This window comes from Alkalicoccus luteus, assembly GCF_012034335.1.
GTDB classification, from domain to species: Bacteria; Bacillota; Bacilli; order Bacillales; family Salisediminibacteriaceae; genus Alkalicoccus; species Alkalicoccus luteus_A.
On the sequence record NZ_JAATHJ010000038.1, the window covers coordinates 1 to 21,504 of the forward strand.

A 21,504-nucleotide genomic window follows, 5' to 3' on the forward strand; every position below is an offset into this window, starting at 1 on the left:
ACTGGTAATGGCCGGCATTGTGGAAGGCGTCTTTTCCTTTCTGCAGGGTCTTTATAGACAGTATATCCGTCAATCCTTGGACAAACAATCCCATCTTATTCTGGACGTTTTGGACTAGCAATAACAGTACCGGGTATTTATCTATTCTCCCAGTAGACCAGGGAATCGAGCACTCGGCCGGAGCATCGTTTGCTAAAAATCCAATGTACTTTGACCCGAAAGAAATTGTCGAGCTTGCTTTGGAGGCTGAATGCAGCGCGGTCGCCTCGACGCTTGGTATACTTGGCTCGGTGGCGCGCGATTATGCACACCGGATTCCGTTCATAGCGAAGTTGAATCACAATGAACTGCTCACTTATCCGGAAACATACGATCAGATTTCATTCGGCTCTGTCGAAAAAGCGTTCCAGATGGGAGCGGTGGCGGTAGGGGCAACCGTTTATTTCGGTTCAAAGGAGAGCGGCAGGCAGATTCAGGAGATTACAGCGGCGTTTGAGCGAGCTCACGAGCTAGGCATGGCGACAATTCTCTGGGCGTATCTCCGCAATCCGGAATTTAAGCGGGACGGAACCGATTATCACACCTCTGCCGATCTTTCCAGCCAGGCTGTGCACCTGTCTGCCAACATGGGAGCAGATATCGTCAAGCAGAAGCTGCCGACAAACAATGGAGGCTATACGGCGATGAAATACGGAAAGACGGATAAACGTGTCTACGAGGAGCTGACGAGCGACCATCCAATTGATATGACGCGGTATATGGTTGCAAATTCCTTTATGGGCCGGGCGGGATTGATAAATTCCGGAGGTGGTTCCGGAGAGAACGACTTAAAGGAAGCGGTAAAAACAGCCGTTATCAATAAGCGGGCCGGCGGCATGGGTCTCATTCTGGGGCGAAAAGCATTTCAAAAGCCCCGCGATGAAGGGGTCGAACTGATCCGGGCTGTGCAGGACGTGTATGCAGATACCTCCATCACGCTGGCGTGATCCGATTGTTATGACAGGAAGAAGCCGTCCGGAATGCCGGACGGCTTTGCTAGTCAACGGGTTCTATAGATGGAACTAAAAATAATGGATAAGTGCTGTATCGTTCCGTTGAAAGCTGTCAGCCTGAGCGGCTACCATCTTCTTCCTCTGAATAAAATACGTGCCAGTGCTTCGCGGGCACTGTGCGGATGTTAAGCGAACGTGCGAAGGCCGCAGCCTGTCTTTCTGTCGAAAACGTCTTCGGAATCCAGCATGCGCCGGACTTATGAAGCACCTCCTCAACACCCCTGTACTGCCTCTTTAAATAATACATGTCGTTCCCCTCCTGATGCCGCTTAACATAGATATACCCGGGAAAATGGAAGTGAAAACGTTCATTTTTATCACTTTTTAATGGTCTGAAAACGGATAAGGAGGCTTTCGGAGGTGAGCGCTGAAAGGCATCATTCTATCGCAGGGACTTTTAGACTGAAAACGACTTAACGCGGGTCAGAAGCTGCACAGCGTCGTGAGAAAAGAACGTTGCGCTGACCGAATGTAACACAACGACGGCCGAAAACGATTCACGCAACGTAACAGAGCGTTATAACGAATAAACGAACACAAGCATCAGCAAATGTCACACAGCGCCAACAGAACAATCAGCCAAACCACCGGCTGCGCCTCCGCGAATGAAAAGAAGCCACCCGGAAGCAGCCGGATGGCTTCTCGTTATTATGAGATCTTTCTTGCATAGCGTACGACGGGCAGGGTGGTAGAGCTGAGGATCCGGTCCACGAGAATGTCATGGAACAACTCTCCTGTACCGAAGCAGGAAGCAGCGGGAATGCCGGTTTCTTCTGACAGGTGCTGGATCTTTTTATACATCGTGCCATCGAATAAGAAGAACGGAACGACGAGACACCGGCCTTCGTACTCTTTGTTCATTTGGGCAAGTACGGTTTTTAAGCCAGGCTCAGCCATGACCATATAGGCTGGTTCGACGATTTCACAGCTGGCCGTTTGAGCAAGCTCGGTACAGAGCGAGGTAGTGATTGCTGCCGCTCCAGGATCACTGCTGCCCTGACTGACGACGATCAGTACGTCTTTTTCCGCTTCCGTTCCATACGCCCGCTCCCAGGAACGGCGGCTGTCATTCAGTGCGTGTACAATAAGCGGATGACTGCCGAGGTGTTCGCCGAAATGAAGCGTCATGGACGGATAGCGTGCGGCCATCTTTTCGAGCTTTTCAGGAATGTCCCGCTGATAGTGGCCGGCGGGAGCTAATATCAGAGGAATGACTGTTACATCCAAAGCCCCGTCTTCATATAGAGACGTAATACCTTCCTCGATCGATGGGGAGCTGAGCTCCAGATAACAAAGGGAAATAGTCATATGCGGAAGTGTCTGCTGTACACGTTCTGTGACGCTCTCACACGCGTTGATGCTGTCCTGATCGCTGCTGCCGTGTCCGATAAACAGAATGTGTTTCATGAGTAAATTCCCTCCATTGTAAGTAGTGGTGCCACGCTTTTCCGGAAGCGGCCGTATCTTGTGCCAGTGAAATTCCTTCCGAAATCGTAGCGGTGTGACCGAATAAAAACAGACGGACGCCAGCATTTAACATGACGATGTTCCAGGCATTCTGATCTTCCGGAGATTCTTTTTTACCGAGCAGCACACGCTGAATCAGAGCTGCCTGACAATCCGGTGTCAGCTTCTCTAAACGCCGCACTCTGTCAGAGTCTAGGCCGAAATCGGCAGGATTGACATCAAATGAGGTGGTGCGCTCCTCAGTGACGTGAAACAAAAAGCTTTTGCGGTGCACCGGGATGTCTTCCGAACCTTCTGCACCCTGCACCATATAGCAATCGCGAAAAGCCAGACTCCGCATCAGGCCGGAGTTGGATTTGACTACCGTCCGGTGGAAAATACCGGTCAGCGTGGAAGAAGCCTGCGGTGGGCTGAGCAGCTTTTCAATCGTATTTAAATAGGTACGGAATCCAAGTTCTTCCCGGAGCGGACGCAGCTTTGCGAGTGGCGGGCAAAGATCCTCGGTGCGGCCAAAGCCAATATTCAGCGTATCGAGCCCCTTGCCGAGCGCTTCAGGAGGCAGGAACGTTTCAATGCCGAGCTCCTGAAGCAGGTTTTCCAGCGAAGGGTTGTACTTTGGCGGAAGAGTCGGTGCACTGTGCAGGTATACAGGAATGCCTGCCGCACTCAGAATAATGGATACCGGGATGGTAGCGGCAAACTGCCGGCGGCCGTTATATGGTCCCGCAGAATCAATCATCCGGCTGCGAACGTCCTCGGATACGGGGACTTCTATCGTGTGACGCTTTAACACTGAAGCAAATCCGGCTGTTTCATCTGCACTTTCTTCCTTCAGCCGCTGGGACGTGAATAAGGCAGCGGTTTGTGCGGGTGTAGATTCACCGGAGAGAATCCGCTCAGCGGCAAGCACTGACTCGTCAAAACTGAGGTCCTGGGCTCTGCGTTTGCCGCGGGCTGTTTTTTTCAGCAGCTCCTGCATCAGGTCGCCTCCTCGATTAGCTCGATCAGCACGCGGCCGTCTTTCAAATACGTAGGAAATGTTTCCACACAGCCTTCGTCCGGGTCCTGCACCTTGCCGTCTGTCACGCTGATTTTCCAGTTGTGAAGCGGGCAGTACACATATTCCCCGCTGATGATTCCCTGGGATAGAGGACCTTTCTGGTGCGGACATTCATTTTTGATCGTATAGAATTCGTCATCTCCGAGCCGGAAGACGGCGAGGGGGAGTCCCTCGACAATCACTTCTTTGCTGATTTTGACCGGGAATTCTTCGAGGCTGCCTGCGTCGATGATCTTCGTTCGAATCGTTTCCTGCATGATACATCCTCCTTTTATGCTTACGTCGTTACGTGCTTGACATCGAAATAATCCTGTTTGATCGTACCGCTGTTTACAATCTGCTCCCACGGCTCTTCCATTTGAGCAATGGTCCGCTCCATTCGTTCTGCGAGCGCTGCACAGTTGGCTTCATGATCAACAAGCTGTTCCTGCACCCATTTAAGTCCGACCCGTTCGAGCCAGTGTGAAGTACGCTCCAGGTATTTGGCGGTTTCCCGGTAAAGCTGCATGTAGGCTGCTGTCATGTGAATCACATCTTCATCACTCGTTACGGTGCAGAGGAGGTCACCTTGACGCAGATCGACCCCGCCGTTACCGCCGACATACATTTCCCAGGCCCCTTGAAGTCCGACGATGCCGATATCTTTAATGCCGGATTCTGCACAGTTTCGCGGACAGGCAGAGACACCCATCTTCACTTTATGAGGAGTCGGCACCCCCTGAAACTTCTTCTCAAGATCAATGCCCAGCTGGATCGAGTCCTGAGTGCCAAAGCGGCAGAAGTCCTGGCCGACACATGTTTTGACCGTGCGTACTGCTTTTCCGTAAGCGTGTCCGGAAGGCATGCCAAGCTCTTCCCAAATGGACGGCAGATCGGCTTTTTTCACACCGAGGAGGTCGAGCCGCTGTCCACCGGTTACTTTGACCATTCGTACGTTGTATTTGTCAGCGACATCCGCTATTTTGCGAAGCTCCTCCGGATTAGTCACACCGCCGTACATACGCGGAACGACGGAATACGTGCCGTCATTTTGAATATTGGCATGTACCCGTTCATTGATGAAGCGGGAATTCGCATCATCCTCGGCTTCTTCCGGATTCACCATATTGATGTAATAGTTAATCGCCGGCCGGCAGGAGGAGCAGCCCTCCGGTTCGGACCAGCCGAGAACATTCATGACTTCCCGCACGAGCGTCAGCTTTTTGTCTCTTATCTCTGCGGTTACTTCTTCGTGAGAGAGAGTGGTACAGCCGCACATCGGTTCTTTCTGATCAGCTTCACGGAATGCATCGCCGAGCGTGAGCTCCAGCAGCTCGGAGACAAGCGGCTTACACCCGCCGCAGGAGCGCCCAGCGTTAGTATGCTGGGTAACTTCCTGCAGAGAAGATAGCTCCTTCTCCTGAATACTTGCGACAATATCTCCTTTGCACACACCGTTACAGCCGCAAATCGTCTCATCCTCCGCCATACTGACGACAGCACTTTCAGTTGATGCTTCCCGCTTCTCCGAAGGGAGGATCGCTGCTTTATCCATCTCGGAAATATCGGTCTGCTTTTTGATCATATCTAGCAGCCGGGGTGAATCGGACGTATCTCCGAACAACACAGCACCGATCACGCTTCCGCCGCGGACGACAACCTTTTTATAAACTCCTTCAAACTCGTCATGCACGCGGATCGCTTTCGTATCTGAACCGTCTGTAAACTCTCCGGCAGAAAACACGTCTACGCCTGATACTTTCAGCTGTGTGTACATGAGCGAGCCTTCATAGGCGCTTTCTGCTGTTTCAGCCAGGTGATCAGCAAGTACGGAGCCCTGTTCATACAATGGAGCCACCAGTCCGTATACTGTTCCTCGGTGCTCGACACATTCACCGACAGCATACACATCCGGCACGTTCGTGCGCATTTGATCATCAACCAGAATGGCCCGATCCGTTTCCAGACCGGAAGCAGCAGCAAGTGCGACGTTCGGCCGGATACCGACAGCCATGACGACGAGATCAGTATCAAGGGAAGTGCCATCTTTGAAGAGCAGCCCCGAAACGCGTTCCTCTCCTCGGATTTTGACAGTCTGCTTATTCATATGAAAGACCATGCCCTGATTTTCCAGCTCTTCCCGCAGCATCGCAGCCGCAGGCTCATCCAGCTGGCGTTCCATGAGAAATTCCGGCAGGTGAATGACGTCGACCTCCATATTCAGGTTGAGCAGACCGCGTGCTGCTTCCAATCCGAGCAGGCCGCCGCCGATCACCGCCGCGCGCTTGTGGGTTTTCGATGTATCAATCATCGCTTCGCAATCGTTGATGTCACGAAAGGCAATGACTCCCTCTTTATCGGCCCCATCAATTGGGAGCATGAACGGATCAGAGCCTGTTGCGAAAATAAGCTTATCGTACGCAGCTTTAGTTCCGGAGCTTCCATAAACGACCTTCTGTTCGGTATCGACCTGAACTGCTTCTTCTCCACAGTGAAGGCTGCAGCCATTTTTTTCATACCAGTCGTAGTCATTCAGGATGATGTCCTTTACGCTGCTGTCTCCCTGAAGAACTGAGGAGAGTAAAATCCGGTTATAGTTCGGATACGGTTCCTTCCCGAAGATCGTAATCTCGAATCTGTCGGGATCGCGCTTGATGATTTCTTCCAGTGTACGAATGCCGGCCATGCCGTTTCCGATTAAGACGAGCTTTTCCATTACATGATTCCTCCCAGCAGAAATTAGTTATACGACTTGTTCAAACGGTGCAGCAGGCTTTTCAAACCAGGACAATGTATCATGCAGCGCAGCGACTTCTCCGATAACGACGAGCGCTGGTGCCTGTAAATCAGCCGCCGCCGCGTCGTTGCTTCCGCTGCCGAGCGTGGATCGGATCGTACGCTGTTTATGGGTGGTTCCTTGTTCAATGAAGGCGACCGGGGTGTCGGCGCTGCGGCCGGCGTTGATCAGCTTTTCGGAAAAGACCGGCAGCTGTTTAACTCCCATATACACAACGATCGTATCGGCAGCGTGGGCAAGTGCGTGCCACTGCACATCGCTGTTATCTGAGCAGCAGTGACCAGTGACGAACGTAACAGATGAGCTGTATTCCCGGTGAGTCAGCGGAATCCCGGCATAAGCTGCGGCGCCTGTCCCGGCTGTGATACCCGGTACAATTTCAAATGGAACGCCTGCTGCCGCACAGGTTTCAGCTTCTTCACCGACTCTGCCGAACATTGATGGATCTCCGCCTTTCAAGCGGACGACCGTTTTTCCTTCGCGCGCTTTTTCCACTAACAGAAGTTGAATTTCCTCCTGTTTCATTGCATGCAGACCGGACCATTTACCACAAAAAATCCGTTCTGCGTGTTCCGGAGCTTCATTTACGAGCTCGCGGCTGACGAGCCTGTCGTACACAATGCAGTCGGCCTGCTCCAATACGCGCATGCCTTTTACTGTAATGAGGTCGGGGTCTCCTGGACCGGCACCGACTAAATAGACTTTTCCGTTCATGGGAACGACTCCTTTGTCAATAAAATACGGCACCCGGCTCCGGGTGACTGATAGGCTTCATGATAAAATAGATGTATTTTGAATACTACTTTATTGTGAGACTTTCTGACAGCATAATTTCAGAATATTCCATCGCTTCATATACAGGCATATACAGTCGTTTTTTTACATGGAAGGCGTTTACATCTGTCATTTCCACGCGAATAGCTGCCCGTAGGTGGGCTACATTATTTATGTAGGTAATAAACGGAAAGAAGGAAGTGAAAGGATGAAAGATTGATAATATATACATGTTTAATGACGATCAAAACCCTTGTCAGACAAGGGTTTTTCGCGATATAAAAATATCAGATAATTCAAAAAACGTGTGATATTACCTGACACATGTGATGATATTCACAGTTTAGACTGCCACAATGCAGAGGACAAATTGATGAAGGAGTGTTGAAACGTGAAACTGTCGGATTTACGAAAAGGTGGTCATGCTCCGTCGCTGCTTTCTGCATTTTTATACTTTGATATCAGCTTTATGATCTGGGTGCTTCTAGGGGCACTCGGGGTGTATATTACCGCTGATTTCAACTTATCGGCAGGCCAGATTGGATTTATCGTAGCAGTCCCGATTCTGGCCGGTTCGATTTTCAGAGTTGTTATCGGTATTCTGACCGATCGGTTTGGACCGAAGAAAACCTCGATCGCCGGTATGATCATTACGATGATCCCGCTTTTCTGGGGCTGGCAGTTCGGTGTGACGGTAGCTGAACTTTATATGATCGGGATCCTGCTCGGGGTGGCAGGAGCAAGCTTCAGTGCCGCACTGCCGATGGCGAGCCGCTGGTATCCGCCTCATCTGCAGGGAGTGGCGATGGGCATCGCCGGGGCAGGTAACAGCGGGACGCTGCTTGCTACCTTGTTCGGCCCGGGACTTGCGGAAGTGTTCGGCTGGAACGGCGTATTCGGGCTTGCCTTAATCCCGCTGACGCTCGTGCTCCTGACATATATCTTTCTCGCGAAGGAACCTCCGAATCAGCCGCCGCCGAAGCCTGTAAAGGATTACTTTTCCGTGCTGAAAGAAAAGGACGCCTGGTATTTCTGTATTCTGTACAGCGTAACGTTTGGGGGCTTTGTCGGATTGGCAAGCTTTTTAAGCTACTTTTTCGCCTCTGAATATGCCGTGTCCGGTATCGTAGCTGGGTATCTCGTATCGGTCGTCATCGCTTCCGGCAGCTTTTTAAGACCGGTAGGGGGATTGATTGCGGATAAAATCGGCGGCGTCCGTCTGCTGCAGTACCTGTTTATCGGCGTTGCTGTTTGTATGATGGGAACGGCCCTGCTGCCGCCTTTAGCCGTTGTCCTGCCACTGCTATTTCTTGGCATGGGCTGTCTCGGGATGGGGAACGGAGCTGTGTTCCAGCTCGTTCCGCAGCGCTTTCAGAAAGAGATCGGCATGGTTACCGGTATTGTCGGCGCTGCCGGCGGGGTAGGCGGTTTCTTCCTTCCGAACGTGCTTGGCATTCTTCGTGATTTGACCGGCACATATGGCTCAGGGTTTATCGTCTTCTCCTTTGCCGCCGTTTTTGCACTCGGTTTGTTAACCTTTGCCCAGGCAGAGTGGAAACGGGAATGGAAGCTGTCCAGAAAATCCGTCAGAATTTAATCATCATATAAAAGCCGCCGCTCTCGGAATCCGAAAGCGGCGGCTTTTAGGTGCAGCGGCAAACAACTCGTGCACGTGTGCGCCACTCTGAAGGCAGCCGGCAGCCAGAACGCTGCTGACAGGGAGTATGAATCAGACCGCCGTTATTGCAGCATACTCCAGAGAGTAAAAGAACGAAAGAAAGGCAGCAGCCTCTCTTTCGTTCTTCGGTTCCGTCTTCAGGTTTGTGCCGGCTGCAGAGCCGGTTCGTGGCGTTTAATCGTAACCGGTGTTGATTTATAGCCTGGCATGCGGGAAACAGGATCTAGCTTGCCTGGGATGAGCTTGTTTACATTTTGATGCTCCGCCCAGTGAAACGGAACGAAAACCGTATCGCGTCGTATGTCAGGTGTGAGCTGAGCGCGAACGATGATCGCTCCGGCCTCAGAGGTGACGTCTACAAGGTCGCCTTCAGCGATAGCGTATGCTTCGGCAGTCGCCGGGTGCAGTTCGATGAACGATTCATACAGGCGGGCCGCAAGCTTCGTGCTGCGTCTCGTCTGGACACCGGTCAAGTAATGTGCCATCACGCGGCCGGTCGTCAGCAGGAGCGGATACGTTTCAGTCGGCTTCGAGGTCGTTTGTGCAGCTTCGCTTTCAACAGCGGTTAAAAGCGCCCGTCCTTCTGGTCTCGCAAATCCTTCTGCAAACAGGCGAGGTGTACCTGGGTGATCAAGCGCCGGGCAAGGCCAGAATAAGCCTTCTTCACGGCGGATCCGTTCATACGTCATGCCGTAGTAATCTGCCGCTCCGCCGCGGCTCGCGTGACGAAGCTCATTGAATACATCCTCGGCTGAACGAAATGGAAAGTGAGCTCCGGCTCCGAGCGCCTCTGCCAGTTCACAGATAATTTTCCAGTCAGGCTTCGAGCTGCCGGGCGGTTTTTTAGAAGCCTCCCGCAGCGTGACACGGCCTTCCAGATTCGTCATTGTACCTTCGTCCTCCAGATAGGAGGCAGCCGGGAGGATTAAATCTGCATACTGCGCCGATTCAGAGATGAACAGGTCGACAGCGACGAAAAAATCGAGCGTCTGAAGCGAGTCTTTAATAAACGAAGCATTCGGGTTGGAAACGACCGGATTGGAGCAGACGAGCAGCATGGCGCGTATTTCCCGGTCCTTTACTTTTTCCAGCATTTCATACGCGGACACCCCGCGGCCGGGAAGCTCTGGTTCAGGGATCCCCCAGAATTCGGCGATATGCTTACGGTCCTCCGGATTGTCGATCATGCGGTAGCCAGGCAGCTGATCTGCTTTTTGTCCGTGCTCGCGGCCACCTTGTCCGTTCCCCTGTCCGGTGACAGCTCCGTAGCCGCAGCCTTCACGTCCGATTTTGCCGGTAAGCAGCACGAGGTTCAGCAGGTTGCGCACAGCCATATGGCCGTCTGTCTGCTGCTCGACACCACGCGCAGTCAGCACCATGCCGGTATCCGCTCCTGCAAAAATACGAACGGCGTCCTCGATATCCTGAACGTTTACACCTGCGTAATCAGCCGTTTCCTTTAGAGAAATGGTCTGCAGATGTGCCTGCAGCTCGTCCCAGCCTTCTGTACGCTCCTTCACAAACGCTTCGTTGACGAGACCCTGCCGTTCCAGAGAAGCGAGCAGCGCATTCGTCAACGCAGCGTCCCGGCCTGGCGTGACGGCGAGATGAAGATCAGCAATGGCGGCGGTTTCCGTTTTTCTTGGATCGATAACGATAATGAACGCCCCGTTTGCCTTCGCTTCTTCTAAATAAGGCATCATCACCGGCTGACACGAGGCAATATTGGTCCCGGACAGCAGCAGCACTTCTGCTTTTGGAATATCTGCTAACGCATTTGTGAGTCCCCGGTCGATGCCAAGCACAGCTTTGCTTGCTGTCGCTGCAGAAGACATACAGAACCGGCCGTTGTAATCGATATATTTGGTCTTTAAAGCGACTCGTGCCAGTTTGCCGAGCAGGTATGATTCTTCATTGGTGATCGAAGCACTGCCGTAGACGCCGATACTGTCCGTCCCGTGCTGCTTCTGCAGCGTTTGGAACTGATCGCGTACCAGCTCAAGTGCTTCCTCCCATGAGACTTCCTTCCAGGAACCATCAGGCTGCTTTCGCACAGGGTGCATAAGACGATCTTCATGAACCGCATGAGCATAGGCATTCATGCCTTTCATGCAAAGGCGTCCTTTCGTGACAGGGTTATCTACTCCTTCTGTTTTGTACTGCTTTCTTGTCACGAAGGACTGCTCGATTACTTTCTTTTTACACTGCATGCTGCAAAAGGGACACTGTGTTTCATAGACGTTTTCGACTTCCGACTGCTTCTGTTTTTCACGGTAGTAGTGCAGAAGAGAATGTTTCATACGGTACTCCTTTCCATATGCTGCTGTGCTTCTTGAAGGCGTGCATGCAGCAGGCGGCAGTTTTCTTCATCAAGCAGAACTTCACGAACCGGGACAAAGCCGATCCGGGAGGCCCAGCTGTCGATCGGCTCTTCATAAAAAGCACTCTCACGGTAATATTGCACGAGTGCGCAAATAAACGAAAACACGTCCGCATGTGCGGTGTAAAACAGCTGTTTCTCTGCAGAGCCGAGATAAATATCCCACCCGGCATCTGAGCGGGTGAGCGAGAGCTGAGCAGAAGCCGAAAGAGAACGGTCGCTGATTTCAACCACTACATCCGCAGGCGTCGGCACACGGCCCAGCTGTTGGTCCAGCTCCCGGGAAAGGTGATTGCCAGACGCCCCGTTCGTAACCACAGGTCTGATCCGGTAATAGTCCGTGGGTTCAGCAGCAAGACCGATGCAGCGCTTAAAGGTGTCTGCCTCCTGCTGGCGGATGCCGGTAAACAGCATGCGCTGTTCGCTTGTCAGTTGGATGGAAACGTGCGGAAACTGCTCCAGTGCTTGTTCGAACTGCTTTAATTGAGCAGGAGTGACAAGGCCGCCCGGGAGTTCCGGCATAAAGGAGACGGTGTCCTGCGATGCTGGAGCCGGGTAAGGTGTTTCGATGATAAGACCGGCTTCCGGCTTGAACAGATGAAGCATGTATGGCAGCGCGCCGCGGCAGTAGCTGCAGCCGTTGCGGTTTGAAAAAGCCAGCGTCTTTCGCACAGTTTCAGGTGTCGCAGCTTCCATCGTCATCACTTCAGCAGCTACGGCATCGGTATGCAGATTTGTGCAGGAGCAGAACGCATCCGAGGGAAGATCATCCTGCAGCGCGCCGCTGTTTAACAGCGTGACAAGCTCTGCAACAAGTGGGCGGCAGCCGCCGCACGAGCTTGCAGCCCCGGTATGCGCTTTGACTGCCTGCACCGTGTCGGCTCCGCTGCGGCAGAAAGCAGCTGTAATATCGCCGCAGCTGACGCTGTTGCAGTGGCAGACGGTGTCCGCCGCCTGCATGGAAGCTGCCCCCGCCCCGGATTCGGCAGCGAGAATACTGCGGGCTTCATCCGGAAGCATAAGCTTACGGCTCCGAATGAGGGTAAGCACCTCCTGCTGTCCTGCTTTATCACCGTATAAAACAGCACCTTCAAGCCGGTCCCGATTCAAGATCAGCTTTCGGTAAACGCCCATCGTGTCGTCCCGGTGAATCAGCACCTGATCAGCTGGACCAGCTTCGATCCGGCCGGCGGAGAACACATCAATCCCGACCGCTTTCAGCTGCGTGTAAAGAATAGAATCCGCATAGGAGGAGGTTTCGCCGCATAAATTGGCAGCGAGAACCTCTGCCTGTTCATAGGCCGGTTTCACAAGGCCGTAGGTCACACCATCAATTTCAGCGCATTCACCGACAGCATAGATGCCCGGCGCGTTCGTTTGCAGCTCCCGGTTCACGACGATGCCGCGCTGACAGGCAACTCCGCTTGCCGCCGCCGCTGCCGTATTCGGACGAATCCCCACCGCCATCACGACGAGGTCAGCAGCAATCGAACGGCCATCTTTAAAGTGAACGGCTTCTACGTCGTCCGTTCCCGTAAATGATGCTGTTTCACACTGCATGTGAAAGGTGATACCGAGCTGTTCAAGCTCCTCCTGCAGAAGGCCGGCCGCAAGCTGGTCGAGCTGCCGCTCCATTACTGATTCTGCCAGATGGACTACGTGCACATTCATTCCTTGATGAAGCAGCCCCCTCGCAGCTTCAAGACCGAGCAGGCCTCCGCCAATGACTACCGCATCTTTCGCCGAAACGGCGCGGCGGATCATATAGCGGCAGTCGTCTATCGTTCGAAACGGAATAACAGAGGGGAAGTCGGTTCCTGGAAGCGGGAGAATAAATGGATCAGACCCGGTTGCAAACACTGCCTTGTCAAAGGAATCTTCCGCGCCTTCCGCAGTATAGAGCAGGCGGTTAGCCGGATCGAGCTGGACGACTTCCTCCTGCTTATGAAAGTGAATATGGTGCTTCTCATACCATGCTTCCTCGTGAATGATAATATCCTGCTCCTCTGACGTTCCCTGAAGCAGAGAAGACAGCATGATGCGGTTGTAATTCGCATAGGGCTCCCGGCCGTATACGTGAATCTCAAACCGGTCCGGGTCCCGTGCTAAAATGTTTTCCACCGTATGCATACCAGCCATGCCATTGCCAATAACGACTAATTTTTCTCGATTCATAATTCCCTCCATCATGACGCGCGGTTCTGCCCACGAGTATGCCAGAAACATAGCTGGAAGCGACCATCTCCGTCAGGTTATCTGACGCTGTTTTTTCAGAATATTCAATGAAAAGAGCGGGCAAAATCCGCTGGTTTAAGGGAAGAAAGCGCCTTCATAAATAACGGAAAAAAAGCTTCAGGGCCTAAGGGCTCCTGAAGCTTGCACCTTGCGATCAATAACCGAACAAATCCGGATTCGTTTTCCGATGCACCGGTTCGATTCTGCGGATGATTTCATGCAGAACGTAGGAAGCGACTGCGGGAGAGGCAGTAACGCCAGGGGAATCCAGGCCGGCAAGGTGAATGAGCCGCGGATAGGTGGCTGACGGTCGAATATAAAAGTCAGGGTCTGTAATGCTGGAGCGGATGCCTGCATATAACCGCTCCGTCAGCTCATACGGAATATCTGCAGCGAGCAAATCGATCTCCCTGCGAATCTGCTCCATGCCCTGTTCGGTCGGCAGCGCATGCTGGAAGCTTTCCTGCTTCGTATCTGTCGGGCCGAGACGGATGGTGCCGTCCGGCTGAGGGATGATCAGCACGCCTTTCGTCTTGCTCGTCGGCGGCGGATAGATGATGTGGTTGATATAGCCGGAAGCCTGTTTGCCAAGCACCATGTACTCTCCGCGCCGGGGCACGGTCTCAAAAGGAACGTGCTCTTCGATCATACTGGCAATGCTGGCGGAAGCGGCACCGGCGGCATTGATCACAAACCGGCTGTGAAACACGCGGCCTGACGTCGTTTCCACTTCAAATGCGCTTCCTGTACTGCGCAGGTCGGCAACTTCCATCCCGGTATGAATTTCCGCGCCATTCCGGCGTGCATTTGCAGCCAGACGATCGGTAAGGAGGGCGGTATCGGCACTCATTGCTTCAGGCATAAACAGCCCGCCCTTCAGCTCCGGATTGAGATTTGGTTCACGCTCAAGCATTGCTTCCTTGCTCAGCAGAGTGAGCGTATGAATGGATTCTTTTTCACTCTGCTTCTTCAGGGCAGCAAGTGCCTTAATCTCTTCATCCGTGCGTGCAGTCACAATGGCGCCGTTTTGGAATACCGGCACATCAAAGCGGTCGGCCAGCGTCAGATGAATGCGGCTGCCGTGACGCCCAAGCTCTGCTTTTAATTTCCCTTTTGCCGGCGGCATCATGGCAGGCGGGTGGACGAGCGCGCTGTTGTGTGTAGATTGTACACCGGAAAGCTTTCGACCTTTCTCAAGCAGGACAGTGCGTCCTTGATAGTGGGACAACTCGCGGACGAGAGCCGAACCAACGACTCCGCCGCCGATAATTAAAAAGTCGATCATCTGCCTCAGTCCTTTTCTAAAGGATCATTCGCAACGTACATTGAGACGAGGGTATAATCCTATCTTATCGCCGGCGAAAGAGGACAAACAACTGATCTGCCTGACACGATCAGCTTGGTATCAAAAGACTCAAAGGAATGGCGCAGAGTGGAAACTATTAAGGCAGGGAGCGATGAACAGCAGCGTTGCAGAGGGGAGTCATTAAGGAGAAAAAACCATGCATTCACATGATAACGGAAGCAAACACGTGATGAAGACGAAAAACGACAGCCGGAAAAGTCCGGCTGCCGGATGAAGCGTGGAACGAACAGCAGGTGCTGCCGTATGTTCAGACCACGAACCTATTCGCTTCGCTCGTCAAGCACGTTCTGCATGCGGTCCGGGAAGTCTGTGAACAGACCGGTCACACCCCAGTCAAGCAGGCGGTGCATGTCTTCTTCTTCGTTGATCGTGTACACGTGGACGTCAAAGCCTTCGTCACGGGCAGTCTGCACAAACGTTTCGTCGATGACTTCCGTGCCGTCATAGTATTCGAGATGAGGGCCGATGCCGACGGCGTACTCAGCGATGTCTGCAAAGTCTTCTTCCGTCATGTCATCCGGAGCTGGTGTGATGTCCAGCCACTCTTCCATTTCACCGGTCTCTTCATCGACTTCCCACCAGAGAAGTTGTACGAGCGGGATGGAATCATTCAGCTCATGAACCGTCTGCAGGCTGTCCTGATGGAAGGACTGAATCATCACATTGCCAGCCTCATCGAAGCCGAATTCTTCGATCAGCTCGACCATCGGCTCCTCCATATCTTCATTCAAATACGTCGATTTCGTTTCCATGTAGTAATTCTCATCTTCGCCAAACTCCTCGAAGATTTCCTCGAGTGTCAAAATCTCGACCCCTTCAAAGCTCTCATCAGCGCGGTCCGGGTATTCTTCGTTAAACCAGGAACCGGCGTCCAGTTCTTTCAGTTCTTCTAGTGTGTAGTCGCCGATTTCACCTTCACCGTCGGTCGTGCGATCGATTTCATCATCGTGAAACGCGACCAGAACGTCGTCAGCAGTCATCTGGATATCAAGCTCAAGCCAGTCTGCGTCCATCTCGATGGCTTTTTCAAGCGCCGGCATCGTCTGTTCAGGAGCATGGCCGCTTGCGCCGCGGTGGGCGATCACATCTGCATCGCTTTCGTCTTCTTCGGAAGCCTCTTCATTGAGATTGGCTTCTTCCACATTCTCATCTTCCTCTGCTTCCGCATCGTCGTTGACGTCTGCGTTCTCTTCAGCTGCCTCATTTGGCTCTGCGTCGTTATTGCTGTTGTCTGCACCATTGTCAGACTCCGCTCCGCACCCCGCGAGAAAAATCGCTGCTGCTGCGGTAAGGTAATACTTTTTCATGGTGATTCTCCTCTCTTTGCTGATACACGTTTTTGTGGAAGGAAGTCCCGCAACGTAGTATAGCAGACTCAGAAGATCGTGCAACCGGAAGAGAATCCCAGTATGACAGGTTACAGCAGGTCTTCCATGCCTTCCGGGGTTTCCAGATCGCCTGCTTCATTCAAATCGTCATAGCGGATATGAATGCGGAGAATCACTTCTTCATTGGTAGATTGATTGGCAGCTTTCGCTTCGTAAAATACCTCTTCGAGCAGCGCATCCTCGTTGAATAAGTACCGGACATCATTTTCAACGGAGGCTGTATCGACCCCGTAAAAATCGAGCTCGAACAAGCTTCGGAACGCGTTATAAATTTGAGCATCCTGACCGAAGTAGCTCACTTCCACCGTGTTTGCAGAGGGGGTTACAGTGAAGTGCCGCTCATTTCGTTCGAGAATATCCCATAAGTTATCGTATTCGGTGTACGAGAGCTCATCAGGTCCGTATCCGCTCATATCCTCCATCCATCCAGCCCCGTCATGAAAGTACACGACGTTATCCACCGTATAGCTGTGAAAGTACCGAAGCCCCATGTCCTCGACTTCGACAAGGATGTGAGGCGGATCATCATGGACGATCGTGTTATACATCAAAAGTGCGTCCTGATCAACAGTGGCGCCATCCTGATTGACGATAATATCCAGTGCGGTTTCAGACGTGTACGATTCAAGCGACGCAAAGGCTTCCTCTGCATCTGTCATAAAGTGGCTGTCTTCAGCAGGCTCTTCGTTCTGGTCGAGCTCGTTCGTCTCAACGGATTCCGTCTCTCCATCTGCTTCACCAGCATCTTCCGTATTTTCATCGCTGTTTTCTTCCGGCTCGTCTTCCACTTCTTCCTGATCATCATTCACTTCCGCCGCTTCATTCTGCTGTTCTTCTGCACCGGCGTTGTTTAACTCGTCGTTATTGGCGCATCCTGCAGCTATGAGCAGACAACCACCTGTAATGAGCACCGCTTTTTTCATCATGCCGCCTCCTGTTCTTTTTAAGGTTGACGAATGACTGGACATCCAAACATTGGGAAGGGAGTCAAGGACGGTTCGTTTCGGACTGCTGTCTGCGCCGCAAGGCTTCAAGCTGTCGGATTTCATCAGGGCCGGTTCGGCAGCAGCCTCCGATGAGTCCGGCGCCGCGATCGATCCAGGCTTCTGCACGTTCCTGAAAGGAAGCGACAGAAGAGTCGCCGTACCACTGATTGGTGGAAGCATCGTACTCTTCCCCGGAGTTTGGGTAGACGACAACCGGTTTGGCGGTCGTCTGCCTGATGCGCCGGATGAGCTCCTCCGCATAGACAATCGGGGTGCAGTTTATGCCGACAGCCTCAGCAGCATCGGCCTTGTCCAGCATCGCTGCGCACGTCTCAATCGGCGTACCGTCGCTTATGTGAGCGCCGTCTTTACAGCTGAAGCTGAACCAGGCTCGAACGCCGGGATAATCTGCAAGCAGAGACGCAAGGGCTTCGGCTTCTAAAAGGGAAGGGAGGGTTTCACAAGCAAAGAAATCGGCGCCTGCGCGGATGAGCAGATCGATCCGGGGACGGTGAAAGGCCATCAGCTCCTCTTTAGTGAGGCCGTATCCGCCCCTGTATTCGGAGCCGTCAGCCAAATATGCGCCGTATGGACCAATAGAAGCGGCGACAAACGGCTTCGGGCGGTCCGTACCGGAATAGGACTCCCAGAAGGCATCACGGGCATCGACAGCAAGTGAAAATGTCAGCTGAATCAGTTTATTTGCAGCTTCCGGAGAAAAACCGGCCTGCAGAAAGCCGTCAGGTACGGCCTGATAACTGGAGGTAATGGTACAATCAGCCCCGGCTTCAAAGTAAAGCTGGTGCACGTGCTTGATCATGTCAGGATCTTCTGCCAGTATTTTGGCCGACCAGAGCCGGTGATTCAAATCACACCCGGATTTCTCCAGCTCTGTAGCCAGGGCTCCGTCTAAAATGATGAACCCATTTTTTTGTATAATAGACTTGATCATGGTGATTCCCTCCAGATTTACTCTCTGCTGGTAATCATTCGCTAAAAAAGTTCAAATTCCTGCCTCACAGGAAAGAAAGGAGTCTGGAATCATGATAAAAGGCATCAATCATCTTTGTTACTCTGTCCAGGACCTGAAAACCTCCCTCGCTTTTTATAAAGCCTTATTTGATGCCGACGTGCACGCAGTCGGGCGGACAACGGCATATTTAACTGGCGGCGGTGTATGGATTGCTTTGAACGAAGAAAAAGAAGCCGACCGCAGCGGCCTCCGCAGCTCTTACACGCACACCGCTTTTTCGGCAGATGAAGAAGACCTGGCCGTCATCCGCGCGAGACTGAAGCAGATGGGCCAGAAGCCGCTGGAAGGACGCACCCGGTCAGAGCGCGACAAAGCTTCCGTATACGTGGAGGACCCGGACGGCCACAAGCTTGAGTTTCACACCGGATCGCTGCAGGAACGTCTGGCTTATTATAAAGAAGCGAAGCCTCACATGACCTTTTTAGAGACGAAGTCTGTCGTTCGGGTAGTGGAGGAGACAGGAAGCAGGGAAGCGTATATCGATGATCTGATGATGGCCGATGAAAGCCGGGAAGCAGTGGAAGCGTATTTGCATAAAGGAAAGCTTTTCCGGATCGAAGCAGATGGCAATGTTGCAGGCGTGCTGCTGCTAGTCTCGGCAGCTGAAGAGTCGATGGAAATAGTGAACATGGCACTCCGCCCGGCATATCGGGGGAAAGGCCTTGGACGGGAAGCGGTGGAGCAGGTGGCAGCATATTGCAGCAGTATCGGCATCTCCAGGCTGATCGTCGGCACTGCAAATTCCAGTATTGGAAATCTTGCCTTTTATCAACGGACAGGCTTTCGGATGTATGATATCCTCCAGGCTTACTTTGACCACTATCCGGAGCCGTTTTACGAAAACGGTATCCGAGGGAGGGACATGGTGATGCTGGAGCGCTTTTTGTAGTGGTCTGAGCGGAGGTCAGCGCAGCGGCAGACTCGTCGTATCTTTAATTCGTCTCAGCGACAGGCTCGTCTGAATTCTCGTTCCGCCGAGCTCGTTCAGCCGTCTGACGAAGGTTTCCAGTTCGCGCCGGTTGCGGATCACGACTTTCAGCAAATAGTCGTATTCCCCCGTCAGGCAGCAGCATTCGAGTACTTCCGGCATTCGGGCCAGCTGCGTCTCAAGCGCCGTCAGTTCATCCGTTTGGTGCAGGTTCGTGCTCATAAACACAAAGCAGAGCAGGTCATAGCCAAGCTTTTCAGCGTTCAGAATGATCGTAGAGCGCTCGATGATCTGTTCCTCTTCTAATTTCCGCACCCGGCTTAACGCCGCCGGCGGTGACAGATTGATTCGTTTAGCGAGCTCAATGTTGCTGATGCGGGCATCCTCCTGCAAAATCTCCAAGATGTGCAAGTCCGTCTGATCCATGGTTCATTCCCCTTTCATATCTTCATTTATCTGCTAAAATCAATAAACCTAAATGAATAATATTAAATGAAAAGATCGATTAGGTTCCAATTATATCGTAATTAAGCTAAATGACAAAATTATTAACAAATCATGCTACGCTTGCAGCAGATGATTCTGAGAGGGGAATGGAGAATGAAATACGTGCTGCTGCTCGTTCTGGCAAGCTTTTTCTGGGCGGGCAATTTTGTCATCGGCAAGGAACTGACCGCCTATGCATCTCCAGGAGCATTGACACTGCTCCGTTATGCGCTTGCTGTGTTGGTTTTGCTGCCGCTGGTCTGGTGGAAAGAACGTCAGCTGCTGCCGCCGAAAGCAGCGTTCCTGCCGCTGTTTCTAATGGGGGTAACGGGTGTCGTCCTGTTCAACCTGCTGCAGTTTTTAGCGCTCGCCAATACAACGGCCTCGAACGTGGGGGTGATTTCCACCTTAAACACGTATTCGATAGCCATTTGTGCGGTTTTATTGCTGAAGGAGCGTATTACTCTTATTCAGGCAGGCGCAATGATTATTTCCTTTGCCGGTGCTTGTCTGGTGATTACGAGTGGCAGCGGGGGAGGCATGCAGGGAGTGCAGAGCGGGGATCTGTGGATGCTTGCTGCTGTTGGCGTATTCGGGATTTATTCCGTTTGCAGCCGCTGGGCGACTTCCTATGTCAGTCCGATGATGTCCGTTTTATATTCGGGCATCATCGGTGTGGGCATTCTGCTGCCAGTAGAAGGGCCTTCTTTCGCCATTCACGGCGCGGACAGCTATTTTGTCGGGGCGGTTCTTTACATCAGCCTGATCGCTACCATTTTATGCATGGTATTCTGGGGCACCGGCGTAAAGTACCTCGGGGCGTTGACTGCAGGATTGTTCATGAATTTAAATCCGGTCTTTACGGTCATCCTGGCCTTTATTCTGCTTGGTGAACAGCCGGCTTTGCTTCAGCTTGGCGGTACAGCTATTGTCATTGCAGGGTGTCTTTTGTATTCATATGCTTCTATGCAGAAAAAGCCGGTCACTGTACCGGTTCCGTCATCAAAACAACCGGCAGCGGAATAAAAGATTGGAATCTGTTCTTAGTATCTAGTAATATGATCTGCAAGAAGTCTTGTGCAGAGGTGAACGACATGAACGGAACGGATCTGGAAAACATCGTCTTTATCGGCAGAACGATGGAGGAATATAAGGCGTTCTTTCAGCTGGAGGAGAAGGATCTCCAGGGCAGAAGGATTCTCGACTGTCCGGCAGGAGCGTGCTCATTTACAGCCGAGGCAGCAGCTGACGTCACCGCAGTGGACCTTGCCTACCGGTTTCCCGCGGACGTGCTGTACGAAAAGGGATCTCAGGATATTGACCGTGCGGCAGCCTTGATCCAGGGAGCTTCGAATCAATACGTATGGAACTACATAAAAGATGCCTCTGAACTAAAACAGCGCAGAGAAAGGGCGCTGCAGCTGTTTACGGAGGACTACGAGCGCCGCGCAGAACGGTATGTCCAGGCACGACTGCCGGAGCTCCCGTTCAGGGACGATGCGTTTGACCTTGTCCTCTCCGCGCATTTTTTGTTCACCTATGCCGACCGTCTCGACTACTGCTTTCACGAGCAGGCTGTAAGAGAAATGCTCCGAGTGACAAGCTCGGAGCTGAGGATTTTTCCGCTGCTTGATTACAAAGGACGACGCAGTCGCTACGTGGATGATGTGAAACAGTTTGCGGAGCGGGAGGGCTGGCTGGCCGAGGAAATACCTGTATCATACGAATTTCAAAAAGGAGCAAACGTGCTGCTGCGCATCAGAAAGAGGGAAGATACTTGTTAAGCAGGGAGGCCACCGCTCTTCAAATGTAAATAAGAAGCTTCCGGCAGAATTCCGGAAGCTTCTCAGAGTGTGGATAAAGTCATTTTAAGTGAATAACGTTGCATCTGCCTG

18 protein-coding genes and 1 pseudogene are annotated in these 21,504 nt (G+C 52.4%); 6 read left to right on the top strand and 13 right to left on the bottom strand.

The window, feature by feature from the left end:
• Positions 1–17 precede the first annotated feature (17 nt).
• Positions 18–986: a class I fructose-bisphosphate aldolase gene (locus HCN83_RS16130; RefSeq protein WP_168009154.1), complete on the top strand. Its 969-nt coding sequence runs from the start codon at positions 18–20 to the stop codon at positions 984–986.
• Between the two features lie 118 nt (positions 987–1,104).
• On the opposite strand, the gene HCN83_RS16135 is transcribed toward HCN83_RS16130, so the two are convergent.
• The 6 genes from HCN83_RS16135 to cobA all read right to left on the bottom strand — a co-directional run bounded on the left by HCN83_RS16135 (position 1,105) and on the right by cobA (position 7,069).
• Positions 1,105–1,299 (bottom strand): hypothetical protein, encoded by a 195-nt coding sequence (locus HCN83_RS16135; RefSeq protein ID WP_168009156.1) that lies wholly within the window; start codon positions 1,297–1,299, stop codon positions 1,105–1,107.
• A 401-nt stretch (positions 1,300–1,700) separates the two neighbouring features.
• Positions 1,701–2,459, bottom strand: coding sequence for a sirohydrochlorin chelatase (locus tag HCN83_RS16140; RefSeq protein ID WP_168009158.1), 759 nt, complete (start codon positions 2,457–2,459; stop codon positions 1,701–1,703).
• Entirely contained in the window at positions 2,398–3,498 is a 1,101-nt protein-coding gene (locus HCN83_RS16145) for an anthranilate phosphoribosyltransferase (RefSeq protein WP_168009160.1), read from the bottom strand. The genes HCN83_RS16140 and HCN83_RS16145 overlap by 62 nt, the downstream gene beginning before the upstream one ends.
• Positions 3,498–3,836 (bottom strand): nitrite reductase small subunit NirD, encoded by a 339-nt coding sequence (gene nirD / locus HCN83_RS16150; protein ID WP_168009162.1) that lies wholly within the window; start codon positions 3,834–3,836, stop codon positions 3,498–3,500. Before nirD ends, HCN83_RS16145 begins: the two co-directional genes overlap by 1 nt.
• A 20-nt stretch (positions 3,837–3,856) precedes the next feature.
• A complete protein-coding gene (nirB, locus tag HCN83_RS16155) occupies positions 3,857–6,274 on the bottom strand; it encodes a nitrite reductase large subunit NirB (protein ID WP_168009164.1) in 2,418 nt (805 codons plus the stop codon).
• A gap of 27 nt (positions 6,275–6,301) precedes the next feature.
• Positions 6,302–7,069, bottom strand: coding sequence for a uroporphyrinogen-III C-methyltransferase (gene cobA, locus HCN83_RS16160; protein WP_168009166.1), 768 nt, complete (start codon positions 7,067–7,069; stop codon positions 6,302–6,304).
• Between the two features lie 451 nt (positions 7,070–7,520).
• On the opposite strand from cobA, the gene HCN83_RS16165 reads away from it, so the two are divergent.
• Positions 7,521–8,726: an MFS transporter gene (locus tag HCN83_RS16165; protein ID WP_168009168.1), complete on the top strand. Its 1,206-nt coding sequence runs from the start codon at positions 7,521–7,523 to the stop codon at positions 8,724–8,726.
• 218 nt (positions 8,727–8,944) lie between these two features.
• Here the strand turns inward: HCN83_RS16165 and nasC are convergent, their stop codons facing one another.
• The 6 genes from nasC to mmuM form a co-directional block, all read right to left on the bottom strand.
• The gene (nasC, locus tag HCN83_RS16170; RefSeq protein ID WP_168009170.1) at positions 8,945–11,107 is read right to left on the bottom strand and encodes an assimilatory nitrate reductase catalytic subunit NasC; all 2,163 of its coding nucleotides are present in this window, start codon (positions 11,105–11,107) and stop codon (positions 8,945–8,947) included.
• Complete coding sequence (nirB, locus tag HCN83_RS16175; RefSeq protein ID WP_168009172.1) at positions 11,104–13,362, bottom strand: nitrite reductase large subunit NirB; 2,259 nt, start codon at positions 13,360–13,362, stop codon at positions 11,104–11,106. Before nirB (HCN83_RS16175) ends, nasC begins: the two co-directional genes overlap by 4 nt.
• A gap of 214 nt (positions 13,363–13,576) precedes the next feature.
• Complete coding sequence (locus HCN83_RS16180) at positions 13,577–14,707, bottom strand: NAD(P)/FAD-dependent oxidoreductase (protein WP_168009174.1); 1,131 nt, start codon at positions 14,705–14,707, stop codon at positions 13,577–13,579.
• A 341-nt stretch (positions 14,708–15,048) separates the two neighbouring features.
• Positions 15,049–16,095, bottom strand: a complete 1,047-nt coding sequence (locus tag HCN83_RS16185) for a glycerophosphodiester phosphodiesterase family protein (RefSeq protein WP_168009176.1) — start codon at positions 16,093–16,095, stop codon at positions 15,049–15,051.
• 110 nt (positions 16,096–16,205) lie between these two features.
• Complete coding sequence (locus HCN83_RS16190) at positions 16,206–17,099, bottom strand: hypothetical protein (RefSeq protein ID WP_168009178.1); 894 nt, start codon at positions 17,097–17,099, stop codon at positions 16,206–16,208.
• A 64-nt stretch (positions 17,100–17,163) separates the two neighbouring features.
• Complete coding sequence (mmuM, locus tag HCN83_RS16195; protein WP_425483639.1) at positions 17,164–18,120, bottom strand: homocysteine S-methyltransferase; 957 nt, start codon at positions 18,118–18,120, stop codon at positions 17,164–17,166.
• 85 nt (positions 18,121–18,205) lie between these two features.
• Here mmuM and fosB point away from each other — a divergent pair.
• Positions 18,206–18,616 (top strand): annotated as a pseudogene (gene fosB / locus HCN83_RS18505) (metallothiol transferase FosB); the annotation flags it as partial.
• A 72-nt stretch (positions 18,617–18,688) separates the two neighbouring features.
• Entirely contained in the window at positions 18,689–19,084 is a 396-nt protein-coding gene (locus HCN83_RS18510) for a GNAT family N-acetyltransferase (RefSeq protein WP_246238280.1), read from the top strand.
• Positions 19,085–19,099: 15 nt separating this feature from the next.
• Here HCN83_RS18510 and HCN83_RS16205 read toward each other — a convergent pair whose 3' ends face one another.
• Complete coding sequence (locus tag HCN83_RS16205; RefSeq protein ID WP_168009182.1) at positions 19,100–19,549, bottom strand: Lrp/AsnC family transcriptional regulator; 450 nt, start codon at positions 19,547–19,549, stop codon at positions 19,100–19,102.
• A gap of 174 nt (positions 19,550–19,723) precedes the next feature.
• Between HCN83_RS16205 and HCN83_RS16210 the strand changes: the two genes are divergently transcribed.
• Positions 19,724–20,635 (top strand): DMT family transporter, encoded by a 912-nt coding sequence (locus tag HCN83_RS16210; RefSeq protein WP_425483638.1) that lies wholly within the window; start codon positions 19,724–19,726, stop codon positions 20,633–20,635.
• A gap of 68 nt (positions 20,636–20,703) precedes the next feature.
• Positions 20,704–21,393, top strand: a complete 690-nt coding sequence (locus tag HCN83_RS16215) for a methyltransferase domain-containing protein (RefSeq protein WP_168009186.1) — start codon at positions 20,704–20,706, stop codon at positions 21,391–21,393.
• The last annotated feature ends 111 nt before the right edge of the window (positions 21,394–21,504 follow it).

Coding starts and splice junctions, on each gene's coding strand:
- nirB (WP_168009164.1), bottom strand. CDS start 6,274: ATGGAAAAGCTCGTCTTAATCGGAAACGGCATGGCCGGCATTCGTACA.
- cobA (WP_168009166.1), bottom strand. CDS start 7,069: ATGAACGGAAAAGTCTATTTAGTCGGTGCCGGTCCAGGAGACCCCGAC.
- HCN83_RS16145 (WP_168009160.1), bottom strand. CDS start 3,498: ATGCAGGAGCTGCTGAAAAAAACAGCCCGCGGCAAACGCAGAGCCCAG.
- nirB (WP_168009172.1), bottom strand. CDS start 13,362: ATGAATCGAGAAAAATTAGTCGTTATTGGCAATGGCATGGCTGGTATG.
- HCN83_RS16205 (WP_168009182.1), bottom strand. CDS start 19,549: ATGGATCAGACGGACTTGCACATCTTGGAGATTTTGCAGGAGGATGCC.
- HCN83_RS16180 (WP_168009174.1), bottom strand. CDS start 14,707: ATGATCGACTTTTTAATTATCGGCGGCGGAGTCGTTGGTTCGGCTCTC.
- HCN83_RS16210 (WP_425483638.1), top strand. CDS start 19,724: ATGAAATACGTGCTGCTGCTCGTTCTGGCAAGCTTTTTCTGGGCGGGC.
- HCN83_RS16190 (WP_168009178.1), bottom strand. CDS start 17,099: ATGAAAAAAGCGGTGCTCATTACAGGTGGTTGTCTGCTCATAGCTGCA.
- HCN83_RS16140 (WP_168009158.1), bottom strand. CDS start 2,459: ATGAAACACATTCTGTTTATCGGACACGGCAGCAGCGATCAGGACAGC.
- nasC (WP_168009170.1), bottom strand. CDS start 11,107: ATGAAACATTCTCTTCTGCACTACTACCGTGAAAAACAGAAGCAGTCG.
- HCN83_RS18510 (WP_246238280.1), top strand. CDS start 18,689: ATGGCCGATGAAAGCCGGGAAGCAGTGGAAGCGTATTTGCATAAAGGA.
- nirD (WP_168009162.1), bottom strand. CDS start 3,836: ATGCAGGAAACGATTCGAACGAAGATCATCGACGCAGGCAGCCTCGAA.
- HCN83_RS16185 (WP_168009176.1), bottom strand. CDS start 16,095: ATGAAAAAGTATTACCTTACCGCAGCAGCAGCGATTTTTCTCGCGGGG.
- HCN83_RS16135 (WP_168009156.1), bottom strand. CDS start 1,299: ATGTATTATTTAAAGAGGCAGTACAGGGGTGTTGAGGAGGTGCTTCAT.
- HCN83_RS16215 (WP_168009186.1), top strand. CDS start 20,704: ATGAACGGAACGGATCTGGAAAACATCGTCTTTATCGGCAGAACGATG.